Annotated in this window: 11 protein-coding genes; 6 read left to right on the forward strand and 5 right to left on the reverse strand. The window is 69.3% G+C overall.

The genetic code is table 11. The annotated features are described in order from the left end of the window. Positions 1 to 3 precede the first annotated feature (3 nt). Positions 4 to 3,114 carry an ATP-binding protein gene (locus tag FHS22_RS03140; protein WP_184938158.1) on the reverse strand — a complete coding sequence of 1,037 codons (3,111 nt, stop codon included), beginning with the start codon at positions 3,112 to 3,114 and terminating at the stop codon, positions 4 to 6. A gap of 223 nt (positions 3,115 to 3,337) precedes the next feature. Here FHS22_RS03140 and FHS22_RS03145 point away from each other — a divergent pair, with 223 nt between their 5' ends. Continuing rightward, entirely contained in the window at positions 3,338 to 3,853 is a 516-nt protein-coding gene (locus FHS22_RS03145) for a protein-tyrosine phosphatase family protein (RefSeq protein ID WP_184938160.1), read from the forward strand. Between the two features lie 326 nt (positions 3,854 to 4,179). Continuing rightward, complete coding sequence (locus tag FHS22_RS03150) at positions 4,180 to 4,959, forward strand: alpha/beta fold hydrolase (RefSeq protein ID WP_184938162.1); 780 nt, start codon at positions 4,180 to 4,182, stop codon at positions 4,957 to 4,959. 47 nt (positions 4,960 to 5,006) lie between these two features. Here the strand turns inward: FHS22_RS03150 and FHS22_RS03155 are convergent, their stop codons facing one another. Beyond that, a complete protein-coding gene (locus tag FHS22_RS03155; protein WP_184938164.1) occupies positions 5,007 to 5,366 on the reverse strand; it encodes an SRPBCC family protein in 360 nt (119 codons plus the stop codon). Positions 5,367 to 6,092: 726 nt separating this feature from the next. Here FHS22_RS03155 and FHS22_RS03160 point away from each other — a divergent pair. Beyond that, positions 6,093 to 6,353: a hypothetical protein gene (locus tag FHS22_RS03160; protein WP_184938166.1), complete on the forward strand. Its 261-nt coding sequence runs from the start codon at positions 6,093 to 6,095 to the stop codon at positions 6,351 to 6,353. Positions 6,354 to 6,402: 49 nt separating this feature from the next. Here FHS22_RS03160 and FHS22_RS03165 read toward each other — a convergent pair whose 3' ends face one another. After that, entirely contained in the window at positions 6,403 to 6,813 is a 411-nt protein-coding gene (locus FHS22_RS03165) for a hypothetical protein (protein ID WP_184938168.1), read from the reverse strand. Positions 6,814 to 7,061: 248 nt separating this feature from the next. On the opposite strand from FHS22_RS03165, the gene FHS22_RS03170 reads away from it, so the two are divergent. Next, positions 7,062 to 7,670 carry a DUF6461 domain-containing protein gene (locus FHS22_RS03170; RefSeq protein ID WP_184938170.1) on the forward strand — a complete coding sequence of 203 codons (609 nt, stop codon included), beginning with the start codon at positions 7,062 to 7,064 and terminating at the stop codon, positions 7,668 to 7,670. Between the two features lie 480 nt (positions 7,671 to 8,150). Here FHS22_RS03170 and FHS22_RS03175 read toward each other — a convergent pair whose 3' ends face one another. Then, the gene (locus tag FHS22_RS03175; protein WP_184938172.1) at positions 8,151 to 8,453 is read right to left on the reverse strand and encodes a DUF6980 family protein; all 303 of its coding nucleotides are present in this window, start codon (positions 8,451 to 8,453) and stop codon (positions 8,151 to 8,153) included. A gap of 703 nt (positions 8,454 to 9,156) precedes the next feature. Between FHS22_RS03175 and FHS22_RS03180 the strand changes: the two genes are divergently transcribed. Further along, positions 9,157 to 10,278, forward strand: a complete 1,122-nt coding sequence (locus FHS22_RS03180; RefSeq protein ID WP_184938174.1) for a helix-turn-helix domain-containing protein — start codon at positions 9,157 to 9,159, stop codon at positions 10,276 to 10,278. Next, on the forward strand, positions 10,275 to 10,823 hold the full coding sequence (locus FHS22_RS03185; RefSeq protein WP_184938176.1) for a PIN domain-containing protein: 549 nt from the start codon (positions 10,275 to 10,277) through the stop codon (positions 10,821 to 10,823). The genes FHS22_RS03180 and FHS22_RS03185 overlap by 4 nt, the downstream gene beginning before the upstream one ends. A gap of 336 nt (positions 10,824 to 11,159) precedes the next feature. On the opposite strand, the gene FHS22_RS03190 is transcribed toward FHS22_RS03185, so the two are convergent. Further along, positions 11,160 to 11,768 (reverse strand): hypothetical protein, encoded by a 609-nt coding sequence (locus FHS22_RS03190; protein ID WP_184938178.1) that lies wholly within the window; start codon positions 11,766 to 11,768, stop codon positions 11,160 to 11,162. Between the last annotated feature and the right edge of the window lie 423 nt (positions 11,769 to 12,191).

A 12,191-nucleotide genomic window follows, 5' to 3' on the forward strand; every position in this document is an offset into this window, starting at 1 on the left:
GTGTCAGAGCACCCGCTCCAGGACGGCACGGGCCTCGGCCAGCAGGTCGGGGCCGCGCCGTTCGCCGTACTCGGCCTCGATCCGGGACAGGGCGCCGGGGGCGACCCGTTCGGCGTGTGCGGACAGCACCGGCCACCGCATCGTCGGAGTGAACTGGTTGTAGGCGAACCGGCCGGCGAGCACGAGCAGCCGGACCGCCTCCTCGACCGGCAGGGCCCCCTTCAGCAGGCCCCAGATACCCATCCCGGCGAGCACCATCCCTGCCACCGGGTAGTCCCTGAACGTGTGCTCCGGGTCGAGCACCATCAGAACCTCGGCCCGCAGCGACTCGAAGAGGTCCGTGCCGTCGTCGCCCTCGCCGTACTGCGCGAACACCGAGAGCGCGACGGCCTCGCCCACGACGGGCCACGGTGTGAAAGCGTCCGGCGCGCCCGGGACGCGCAGGTTCCGGAGCTTCTCGGCGGTCTCGCGGTGCTGTCGCAGTCCCTCGGCGATGTCGCCGTCGGCGAGGGCCAGTTGGGCCCTGCCGGCGGCGACCGACAGGACCTCGCCGTAGGTGCCCTGGGAGGCGAGCGCCTCCAGGTCGCCGATCATCCGCGTGGCGTCGTCGCGGCGGCCCTCGGCGAGCGCCGCCATGGCGAGGGCGGCACGGATCTGGACGGCGTCGTCCACCGCTCCGAGGCGTTCGAGCACCGGGAGCGCCGCGGCGGCGTGCCCGGAGGCCGAGGCGGAGTCGCCGAAGTGCATGTACAGGTTGGCCAGCTGGGTGTGCAGCACCGCCCGGTGCCAGGGACCGGTGTCGTCACCCACGAGTTCGAGGGCGGCCCGGGCCGCTTCGAGCGCGCCGGCCGGGTCGCCGGCGTTCTCCCTGCCGTGGCTCAGGCAGTGCAGCGCGATCCGGCGGATCAGCGGGTCGGGATCGGCGGTCAGTTCGTCGAAGCCGTTCTCGGGGTCCGACACCGTGGTGAGCTGTACGGTCACCAGCGCCCGGACGGCCGGGTTCGCCGAGTCGGCGCCCAGCCCGGACAGCAGCCGCGCCAGCGTCCCGGTCTCTTCGGAGGAGACGACGATGGTGTTGAACAGCGCGATGCTCAGGGCCACCCGGGCCCGGTCGAGAAGCCGGGGCGGCGGCGTCCAGCCGGTCAGGACGGTGGCGAGGGCCGTGGTGAGGACGATGCTGCGCGGATGGTCTCCGCGGATCGTCCAGTAGCCGCCCAGGGCGGAGAACAGCACCACCACCGCCTCCGGGTCGGGGTCGGCGAGGGCCTCGCGGAGGATGTCGGAGAGGTTCGTCTCCTCCGGACGCAGCCGGTCCATCGCGTCGACCTGCTCAGGCGAGTACAGCCGGGCGCCGTACCTGTCGGCGTAACCGACGGCCCACGCGCGCACGGCGGCCCGCGCCCCGGCGGTCTCGCCGGCCTCCTCCAGCCTCACCCGGCCGAACTCGCGCACCGTCTCGAGCATGCGGTACCGGATGCCGTCGGCCGTCTCCACGACGGTGAGCAGGGACTGCTCCACGAGCTCCTCGATGTCGCCGAGAGCGTCACCGCCGAGCACCTCCTCCACCGCGTCGAGGGCGAAGCCGTCCGGGAAGGCGGAGAGGCGGCGCAGGGCCCGGCGTTCCCGCTCGCCGAGGAGGTTCCAGGACCAGTCGATCACCGCCAGCAGCGTCTGGTGCCGGGAGGGGGCGCTCCGGTCGCCGCCGCGCAGCAGCGCGAACCTGTCCTCCAGCCGGCGGGCGATCTCACCCGGTGACATCACCCTCACCTTCGCGGCGGCCAGCTCGATCGCGAGCGGCAGGCCGTCCAGGCGGGCCACGACGGCGCGCACGCCGTCCTCGTCGAGGCGGACACCGGGCCGGGCCGCGGTCGCGCGGTCGCGGAACAGCTCGACGGCGTCACCGGTCCCCAGCTGGGGCAGCGGGTAGACGCGTTCGGCGGCGATGGCCAGCGGCGAGCGGGTCGTGGTGAGGACGCGCAGCTCCCGCGTGGTCGCGGCCAGATAGGCGACCAGGTCGGCGACGGCCTCCACCAGGTGCTCGCAGTTGTCGAGCACCAGCAGCGTCGGGGCGAGGTCGAGCTGCTGGGCGATCCGGGCGCGGACGTCGGCGCGCTGCCGCGGGGTGAGCGTGCGGAGCCCGGTCACCGAGTCGCGGACGCCGAGCGCCGACCCGACCTCGCCGACCAGGTCCTCGGGCGCGGTAACGCCGACCAGTTCGACGAAGTGCACCACCGGCTGCGGGGCCTCGCGGGCGACGGCATGGGCGAGCCGGGTCTTGCCGAGCCCGCCCGGACCGAGGACCGAGACCACCCGGGACGTGGCGAGCAGCGCGCGCACCCGCCGGAGGTCGTCGTCGCGGCCGAGCAGCGGGGTCGCGTCGAACCGCACGCCGGCGCGCACGGGGCTGTCGAGCGCCAGCAGCTCACGGTGGACCCGCCGCAGCTCCGGTCCGACGTCGGCGCCGAGCCGCTCACGCAGGTCCGACCGGTAGTGCTCGAAGCGCTCCAGCGCGGCGCCCGTCCCGCGCACCGCCGCCTCGCTGCGCAGGAGGTCGGCGAGCAGCCCTTCGTCCTCGGAGTGGACGCGCACGGCCTCCTCCAGCCCGGGCAGGGCGGGGCCGTGGTCGCCGCTCCGGCTCCGGGCCCGGGCGAGCACGACCCGTGCGGACGCCAGGTCGCGCTCCGCGCGCCGGCGCACCTCGGCCAGCGGGCCGCCTCCTTCGGACGGCAGCGCCCCGGTGCCCAGCGCGAGCGCCTCCTGCGCCGCCGCGCCCGCCGCGCCCGGATCCTCGGCGAGCAGCGCCCGCGCCCGGCCCGCCAGAGCGTGCAGCCGGCCGGCGTCGACCCGGTCGGGCGGCACCTCCAGCCGGTAGCCGCCCCCTTCCGTGGCCAGCGCCTCCAGTCCCACGACCGACCTGGTCCGGGACACCAGGACCTGCAGCGCCTTCGCCGGATTGGCGGGCTCGTCGTCTCCCCACACCTCCGCGACGAGCCGGTCCGCGTTCACGGTCCGGCGGGAGAGCGCGAGGGCGGCGAGCAGCGCCTGAGCCCTCTCGCCGGGCAGCGGCCGCCCCCGCCACCGCACACCGTCGAGCAGGTTCAGGTCGATCGGCATGGCCCAAGTCTAGGCTCCGCCGAGCCGTCCGCCCCGTTCGAGGACGACCTTGGCGACCCGCCGTCCGCGTCCGAGGTTTTCCACAGCCCCGGAACCGGCACGTGCCTCATTCCGGACCCGGCTTGATCGCTCATAGTCTGCTCGGTGCCGGCTCGACGCGAATCACCGCGCACGGCGGCGGTCGGACGGCTCCGCCCAACGGCACAGGCACGAGGAGAAGCCCATGGAAGACCCTGAGGACAGTACGGCAGGCGGGCCGCCGCTCGTCGGCGCCCGCCGGCTCCCGGACGGCTCCTGGATCCGCGGCCGGGGCCTGCGCCGTCCGCCGCCGGAGGGGCCGACGCCCGACTTCGGCCTCTACCTCGGCTCCGACCGGCTCCGCCGCCGCCACGAGGGCGAGCTGAGCTGGCCGCACGAGTGGATCCAGTGGCCCGACTTCCTCCTGCCCCGCGACCACGACCTGGCCGTACGGCGGATCCGCGCGCTGCACGAGCGGGCGCGGGCCGGTGCCGCGGTGGAGGTCGCCTGCGGGGGCGGCGTCGGCCGTACCGGCACGGTCGTCGCCTGCCTCGCCGTCCTGGCCGGTCTCGACCCGGCCGACGCCGTCGCCTGGACGCGCGAGCACTACCACCCTCGGGCCGTCGAGACCCCCTGGCAGCGCCGCTGGGTCCTGCGCTTCCCGCCGTCCCCCCGTCCGGATCCGCATGGCCGGGGCGGTGGCCCTGAGACGTCACGCTGAATGCGCACGCCTCCCGAGGCGGTCTCCGGGGCCGCCTCGGCCGCGGACCCCGGCGTGCGGCGGCCGGTTCAGGCGCGGATGAGCGCCCGGGCGGAGGCTTCGAGGATGTCGCCCGGAGCCGTGCGGTTCACGGGGAGCGGCCGGGTGGGAGGCGGGGCCGGCGTTCCGGTACCCGCGGCGGCGGGCAGGACGGGTACCCGCGGTTTCCCCTGAGTGGCCGCGGTTCCCGCCTGTTCCGGCACGCGATCATGCTGCGGCCTCCTCCGCGCCCCGAACTGTCGGTGGGGCTCCGTAACGTTCGAGGTCCACGGCACGGAGGGATCGGCATGGCGACGACGACATCACGCGACGGCACGCGGATCGGATTCGAACGGACGGGTGCGGGACCGACGCTCGTGCTGGTCGACGCGGCGGGCGGGTTCCGCGAGTTCGGCCCCATGGGGTCGCTCGCCGAACGCCTCGCCGGGGGATTCACGGTTGTGACCTACGACAGGCGCGGACGCGGCGAGAGCGGAGACACGCAGCCGTACGCGGTGGAGAGGGAGGTGGAGGACCTCGCGGCTGTGATCGAGGAGGGCGGAGGGACGGCGTTCGTCCACGGGTTCTCCTCCGGCGCGGCCCTTGCCCTGCTCGGAGTGGCGGCCGGGCTGCCGATTCCGATGATCTCGCTCCTTGAGCCGCCGATCGCCCCCGATGAGCCGCCGGACGAAGGCGAGCTCGCGGCCGAGATCGACGCACTGGTCGCCGCCGGTCGCCGGGGCGATGCGGTCGAGCACTTCCACACGAGCATCGGCGTTCCCCCCGAGATGACCGCGGGTATGCGGCAGGCTCCTTTCTTCCCGGTGCTGGAGGGCATCGCGCACACCCTCGCCTACGACAGCCGCGTGACCGAAGCCGTCTCTCCCGCCACGCTTCGGTCCGTCGCCGTGCCGGCCCTGGTGGTCAGCAGCCAATCCAGTGACGAACGTCTGCGCGGCTGGGCGCAGGGGACGGCGGCGGCCCTTCCCCAAGGCCGTCATCTGACCCTGAGAGGCGAGTGGCACGGTGTCTCCGATGATGCGCTCGCTCCCGCGCTGGCGGACTTCTTCCTCCGCGGAGCCGCCTGAGAGGCGTGCGGTCGTGCGCCGCTGCCGTACGCGTCCGCCAAGAGTCCTCACTGCCCGAAGGAGAACCGGAGCCGGGCATTGACCAGGAAGTTGAGCCGGTGGCGCAGGCGGCCGATCACAGCCTGTTCCGGCGCTTCCGCAGGTGTCAGCAGCGTCCAGCGCAGCGAGCACCCGCCGTCCTCGGCCGGCCGGAGGTCGAACCGGATCTCGTCATCGGGCCTTTCCGGCCACAACGACGACCAGACCACGAGCTCCGGCTTCACCACGCGGAGGACGCGCGGCTCGACCTCACCGGGGTTCAGGTCCAGCCACTGCCGTCCACCAGGCCGCCGGGGGTCGGTCAGGCTCTCCCACACGATGTGAGGGGGCGGCGGCTGCTTACGCTCCCGCGAACCCAGTTCGATCATTTCCGCAGTCTAGAAGGCGGTCCCCACCCGGTCGTCGTCCGCCGGTTCGGAAGACCGCGGTACGCCGCCCGCCGGTCTGGTGAGCACCGGAACGCAGAGCATGCTGCCCCGGACAGCCCGAGACACGGAGGACACCGTTGGCCCGCCTGCTCCGCCACCTCGATGAAGAGCTCTACGTGCAGTACGGCGCGCTCTGCATCTACGGCACCCCCGACATTCCGGAATTCCGTGACGACGAGTCGGAGGCCCTCCACTACACCGCCACCCTCCACCTGGAGGCATGGGACGCCGAACCGCCGGACCCGGGGACCTCCTGGAGACTGATCGAGCAGCGGAGCTTCACGGCCGAGACCGGAGTGGTCCAGATGGGCGTGATGGACGACAGCGGCCGCGAGTTCCTGATCGGGCCTCCTCTCTTCGAGTACGGCCTGACCGTGCACGTGGACGTCCCGGACGATGGCCGGTGGTTGTTCCGGTTCTGGTCGGTCCGCGATGTCTTCGACCCGCTCGGCCACATGAAGCCGAGGGAGCCGATCGGATCCGCTTCACCGCCGGAACCCCGTCCGGTGCCCGTCCCCGTCACGACGGCCGGACACGTTCCGACGCTCGGAAGGGAGCGTGCGATGGGCGGCCATGCCGCCGGGATTTCCTGGCGCGGATCCGGTCGCCGCCGCGTTGAACCCCGATCACGCGCCCACCTTCTTGATCCCCCACCAGGAGCAGCATGTGCTCGACCTCCGGACCAAGGAACCGGGGGGCGTCTACCGGATGTGGCGCTGGGAGAGGGAGACCGCCGACGGCAACCCGGAGGACGGCAACCTTCTCACGGGCAGGATCGTCCACGTCCGCGACCCCCACGGCCGCCGTGTCTTCGCCTCGGGCATCGTGACGATGCTCGGGATGGAAGACGGGCGTCACCTCGTCCGCGACGCGGAGCCTCACGAGGCCGCCCGGGTACTCTGCTCCGAGGAGACATGGCCGGACTGACCTCCACGGCCGCGCGCGTCCGCGGATGCCGCCCGCTGTGCTCCGCACATCAACCGGGTGAAGGAGCGGGTGATTCCTGCTCAGACTGCGGTGCGGGCTCCTCTGCGGACACGAAGAACAGCAGCCATTCGACGCCGGGCACGGTGAAATGAGTTTGGACTGTCTTGGCGGCGATGCCTTCGAAGTCCAGACGATCGTTGAACATGTGGCACCTGACGGACCAAGGACCGCCGATCCGCTGAGCGGCGAGCAGGGCGCGGAACACGGCTTCCTGCGGCTCTTGCGCGTCGAGTGGAGAGGTCATCCGCACCTCGGCCAGATCGGGCATCTTCCGGTAGCGCTCGTAGGACAGCAGGGTGAAGGGTTCTCCCAGGAGCTTGCCCATCCTGGTGATCACCCGTTCGGCTCCGGCCTGCTTGTTCACACGCAGGTGACCTCTCCAGTTGATCACCTTGAACATGGCGTCATCCTGGCACGGCAGGAGCAGGCGGCGCATCTGGGCATACCTCGCCCGCCTGCTCATCCATCGACGGGCCGGCGGCGACGGCACGTCCTTGTGGTCATTCCGGAGCCGGAGTGCCCTCGCCGGAGGCAGATGCCTGCCCGGAGTCGTAGGGCATCCGGAGTCGTAGGGCATGGAGGAGCGGCGTGGCTGTCGGATCTGATCGTTACCGTGGCGGCGCATCCGGAACAGTAGGGAGCGCACCCATGGAGATCAGTTATGCCGATGTCGTCTGGCTCACCGGGGACTACGGGTTAGGCGACCTGTGGTGCCTCACTTTTGTCCGTGGGCTCGATGAGGCTGAGGCACTTCGGCGTGCGGGCGCTGAGGAAAGGAGCATCAGGCCGCTCACCTACGAGGAGCTGATCGACGAGGGGTTGTTCCCCGACACGCTCCTGGCGGGCCGTTTGGGAGATTGGGCCGTGCTGATCGAGGAGTCCGGCTGGGAGGCACTCGACGCTTTGGAAGTGCTGTCGGTCGGGACGGAGGCCGTGTCGGTTCTCCGGCATGATTACGCGGCCGACCGCTTCGAGTATGCCGTTGACGGGGGACAGGTGACCTCGTTCAACCTGATGATCCCCGCATGTCGGCATGGGAGCGATCCTGATCGGCTGGTGAGCCTGATGAGGGAGGCGGGCGTTGATCCTGCGTACGCGCCGGGGAGCGAGAGCAACAAGGGGAGGGCCGTCGAACGTCCGACAGTGGGCGGGACTCTGATGCTCGTGGCGCGGTTGACCGGTGTCATGTTGACTCAGGAGGTCTTGAACGGGCCGCTGCTGGGAGGCGATGTCGGGGCTCGTCGGGTTCAGGACTGATGCGGTGGCGTCCCGGTGGTCGGCGAGTTCGTTGAGTACGGCGGGGCCGGCGGGTGGTCGGCATTCCCAAGAGCATCGTCGCTGCCTTGCGGGAGCGCATCGCCACCTGCGTCCGCGACGAGCCGGGGCGCTGCTGTTCCTGGAGCCAAAGGCGGACCGCTGCGGCGCAGCGGCTTCAACACCTGCACGCGCTGGGTGGACGTGGTCCGGGAGATGGGCCTGCCCGGCCTTGATCTCCATGATCTGCGTCACACGGGCAGCATGCTCGCCGCCGAGTCGGGCGTGGGGCTCAAGGACCTGATGGCCCGGATGGTCACGACAACGTGCGCGCCGCGATGATCTACCAGCACGCCGTGCGGGGTGCCGACAGGGCGATCACGGGCGCGATCGACCGGCAGATCATCCGGCGCAACGACGAGGACGGTGGTGCAATCGGAACACCGGTACCGGCGGGGTGGTCGGAGTGGCGAGAGTTGATCCTCATGCGCGCAACCAGTGCCCGTCGTTGCACGCGGCGGGGATCTCGTCCGACCACGGGTCGATCCCGCGTTGCTCCAACTCCTCGAACCAGCGATCCCGCCGGGAAGCGGGTAAGCGGCTTCCGCACCAGGGACAGAAGGTGATGCCGACGGCCGAGGTTCCGCCGTCGTGGATGATCAGGCCGTACTCCTGGAACCTGGCGTCGAATGTCACCAGGGCGTCCGGGCACTCGAACGGATCGTCATGACGGTCACAGCGCCCCGCCACCTGATGGGCCATCGCATCACAGCAGTGCTCGCTCATGCGGGCAAGACTTTCGTGGGCGGAGATCAGTACGGTACTCGACCGATCCCTGAGACGGTCCGCCGACAGGAGGCATGGCTCCGAGGCTGCCTCGGGCGGGGCCTAATGGCACGCTAATGGCACGGGAAGATCGAAAAGCCTCAGAAGTGATCAAGACCCGGGCGGGATTTCCTCCCTGACCTGGGCCTTCATGCTGAGAGCGGGTGACGGGAATCGAACCCGCGCTGTCAGCTTGGGAAGTCTTCCAAGATCAAGCGTCCTAGACTGGGGAAACTCTGACCTGGACCTACGCCGGTGGAGTCACCGTGAGTCCCCGCGGCTTCCCGCTGCTCGCCGACCGAACGGGCACGCAACGGGCACGCGGGCGCCTGATCTCTTGTCGTCTCGGGCTTCCTGCCGCGTATGTCAGTTCTGGTCGGCTGATTGCGGCTCTCCAGGGAGTTGATGTTCCTCCGGGTATGGATCACGTACGCGGGGAACACGAGGCATGGGTGTGGGAGTGGCCGCGAGTGGCCCCTCTTTACTTCGGTTCATGAACAACTTTCGGCCCTGAACACGCTATGTCCGTGCGGCGTGGGGTCGCGTAGGGAGCGGATCGGTAGGGCGACACGAACCAGCTGCAGATGCCCCGCTGGCTCGATCGGAGGCACCTACCGCGACCGTGTGCGTGCCTCTGGCCTCCATGTGTGCGAAAATCGTACACATGGCTGAGATCGACGAGAAGACGCTTGGTGTCAGAGTCCGGGAGGCGCGTGAGCGGGCTGGTTTGAAGCAGGGCGAACTTGCTCAGCTCGTGGGCCTTGAGCGAACAGCGGTGAACAAGATCGAAGGTGGTATCCGCAAGGTCAGCGCCCTTGAGCTGTCGGATATTGCGGCGTCTCTGGGCGTGACTATGTCCTCGTTCTTCTCAGAGCCGATTCCAGCGCTGGTCTCTCATCGCTCTAGCCAGGGCCTAGACACGGCTGACTCGAAGATCGACAGAATTTTGGCGAGTATTGCTGCTGACGTTGAGTTCGTTGCTGAACTGGCACCTGAGGAACTCGCGCTGCCTGGAGATAACTTTGCGCCGTCTCCTCCCCCCAAAACTTCATCGGACGCCGACGCTCTTGCCGTCGCCACGCGGGCCATGCTCAGCCTCACTGACACAGAGCCTGTACACGACCTGGTCGGGAAGGCTGCCGCGATCGGTCTCTTGATCTTCTCCGTTGATCTAGGAGTGGATACCGCCGATGCCGGGACGATCTTGCTCCGCCGCGGTGGGGTGAGTCTGGTGAACAGCCATAACAAGGTGGGACGCCGCCGCCTTGCGGCGGCTCATGAGTTGGGTCACTACCTTATTGCTGACGAGTACACCGTCGACTGGAGAGTCGCTGACCGACAGGGCAACGACATTGAAACATGCCTGGACCGGTTTGCGCGGGCACTGCTGCTGCCCGAGTGTGGCCTGCGGACTGCATGGGCTGAGTATGGGTCGCGTGAACTCCGCGAAGTAGCTGTGCTGCTTGCCAGCAAGTTTCGGGTCGACATGGCAACGCTCGCCAGAAGGCTGGAAGAGCTGGATCTCGTTGATGGAGAAGGTGCTGCACTCGTCCGCAGTGTCACCACCACTCGTGCTGATATTGTGGAATTCGGGTTAATTGTTTCAGTCGACCTTGAAGGAACGAGCCTACCCGTTTCATATCAGAAGGCGATCCTGCGCGCCTTTCGTGACGAGCGGATCAGCCAGGAGCGCGCGCTAGAACTACTCCATAGCACCTTCACTGAATACGACCTACCCCCGCGCCGGGAGCGCAGGGAAGACGAGATCTGGAAGTTTGTGTCGTGACACCGTCGTCGGACGCATTAGTTTTCGACACCGGTCCGCTGCGGCACTTCGCTGTGAATGGGTGGTTGGGCGTTCTGAAGTTCCTTGCCGGCGACCGCCCCGTCATCGTCCCGGAGAGTGTCGAACACGAGCTCAAAAACCAGGTCCACGATCACCCTGCCTTGCACCAGGTCCTCGACGCAGGCTGGATCAGCGTTGACCGCAGCAACGACATGAGCTTCCTGATCGCCTTTGCGGCCTATGAGCAGCGACTGGTTGCCAATGGACGGAACCGCGGCGAATGCGGCGTGCTCGCTCTCGGAAAGACCCGAGGTTTCGAGATAGTAGTTGATGACAGTGTTCCTCGTACCATCGCCGAAGAGGAAAGCATCCGGGTCACAGCCACTCTCCCACTGCTCTGCAGTGCGATCAGAGAAGGGCAACTGACTTTGCCTATGGTGGAGGCGCTTGCCGATGATCTAATTTCGGGCGAGTATTTCCTCCCCTTCGGTCCCGGTGGTTTCAGGCGGTGGGCGCAGGAGGAAGGGCTTATCGAATATGAATGAGGTGGCCATCTTGGAGTCGCAGGCGACGACTCGGGCATGAGCGACCGTAGTCGCCCCCTCGTCTCCTTGCCTAATGGCACGGCGGTCAGCCAGTGATCTGGCCTCACCCGTGCGGCGCGTAGGCCTCCGCCTCCTGATCACCCCGTCTGCCGTCGACCCGCCCGAAGGGGAAGCGGGCCGAGGCCGCCGGGTACAGGTGGAGCGCCCCGCCGGACGAACGACCTTGACCGCCTGGCCCTGGTCCGCTCGGCTTGTCCCGGGCCGACGGCGGACGGGATGAGCAGGCCCCTACCTCAGCCACTGGCAGGCCAGCAGTGATGGGCACGCCCTGAGCGATCATCCCGGAGCAGGAGTACCCCCGCCGGAGGCGTCGGGGTTCATCGGTGCTTTCCGGCTCACAGGCTGGATGACTCCCAGCCTGCGAGCGCTCCGCGGCGACAGGGTCATCGGGGTGAGCCATCCCTGCCGGGTCAACACGACTTGGGCCGGCAGCGGGGTGAGCGGGTAGACCTCGATTCCCCGCGCCCAGTTCATGAGCAAACCTTCGGTCCCGTCGGAGTCGGCCAGGACGATCGAGAGGCTCCGGCCGTCTTCGGCCCAGATGTTCCAGATCGCCCAGCCTTCGGGTCGGGTCTCGACTCGCAGACGGGCGCAGATCTCGGCGTAGCTCTCCTCCATGCCGAGGGGAACGGCGTCAGGCCGCAGGAGGACGACGCCGGCGAGGCGCAGGAACGGACGTTCCTCGTCGAGGCATCCGTCTCCGTCGAAGTGGTAGTGGCGGAGCTGGCGGGCTGTCTCGTTCACCGTTCGCTGAAGCGGGGTGGCCTCGGAGGGGTCGTCGGCGTAGGTGAGCCATCCTTCGGCGCTCGCCGCGTTGACGATCTCGCGGGCCAGGTGCTCGATGTGGCGGAGGTATTCGGGCTCGCTGAGGTCGGGTCGGGGCATCGTGTCAGTGTGACATCGCGGTCTAGGCCGGAGCATGTGGGTTATCTGAGCGATGGCAGGCAGCCGACAGCGATCAGGTCCTATGTCGCGGAGACAGGTGGGTTACCGGCGAGGGGGTGGGGTGGTCTCGTGGCGGCGGCGTGGCCTATGGGCGGTGCGTTGGTAGGTGTGGCGAGGCCGGCGGTCGGTGGGCGGCCCGAGTGCGGCCCCGGCCGTGACCGGCCCCCAGGCCGCATGCGCGGCCGGGGTCCGCGACGCTGGGTCGTGCGGCGGCGCCTTGATCAGCATGCCGTACGGGGCGCCGACAGAGCGATCACCGACGCGATCGACCGGCAGCTTGAGAAGCGGGACGGCGACGATGAGGACGGCTCGGCCGGGGTGCTCGCTCCCGTGGGCTAATTGCACGTCAATTGCACGGAAGAT

Source organism: Thiemannella venezuelensis, from assembly GCF_014203605.1.
Classification (GTDB): domain Bacteria; phylum Actinomycetota; class Actinomycetes; order Streptosporangiales; family Streptosporangiaceae; genus Planomonospora_A; species Planomonospora_A venezuelensis.

Excerpts from the sequence above, each read along its gene's own strand:
- FHS22_RS03175 (WP_184938172.1), bottom strand. The coding sequence starts at position 8,453 with ATGAGCGAGCACTGCTGTGATGCGATGGCCCATCAGGTGGCGGGGCGC.
- FHS22_RS03165 (WP_184938168.1), bottom strand. The coding sequence starts at position 6,813 with ATGTTCAAGGTGATCAACTGGAGAGGTCACCTGCGTGTGAACAAGCAG.
- FHS22_RS03155 (WP_184938164.1), bottom strand. The coding sequence starts at position 5,366 with ATGATCGAACTGGGTTCGCGGGAGCGTAAGCAGCCGCCGCCCCCTCAC.
- FHS22_RS03170 (WP_184938170.1), top strand. The coding sequence starts at position 7,062 with ATGGAGATCAGTTATGCCGATGTCGTCTGGCTCACCGGGGACTACGGG.
- FHS22_RS03145 (WP_184938160.1), top strand. The coding sequence starts at position 3,338 with ATGGAAGACCCTGAGGACAGTACGGCAGGCGGGCCGCCGCTCGTCGGC.
- FHS22_RS03180 (WP_184938174.1), top strand. The coding sequence starts at position 9,157 with ATGGCTGAGATCGACGAGAAGACGCTTGGTGTCAGAGTCCGGGAGGCG.
- FHS22_RS03150 (WP_184938162.1), top strand. The coding sequence starts at position 4,180 with ATGGCGACGACGACATCACGCGACGGCACGCGGATCGGATTCGAACGG.
- FHS22_RS03140 (WP_184938158.1), bottom strand. The coding sequence starts at position 3,114 with ATGCCGATCGACCTGAACCTGCTCGACGGTGTGCGGTGGCGGGGGCGG.
- FHS22_RS03190 (WP_184938178.1), bottom strand. The coding sequence starts at position 11,768 with ATGCCCCGACCCGACCTCAGCGAGCCCGAATACCTCCGCCACATCGAG.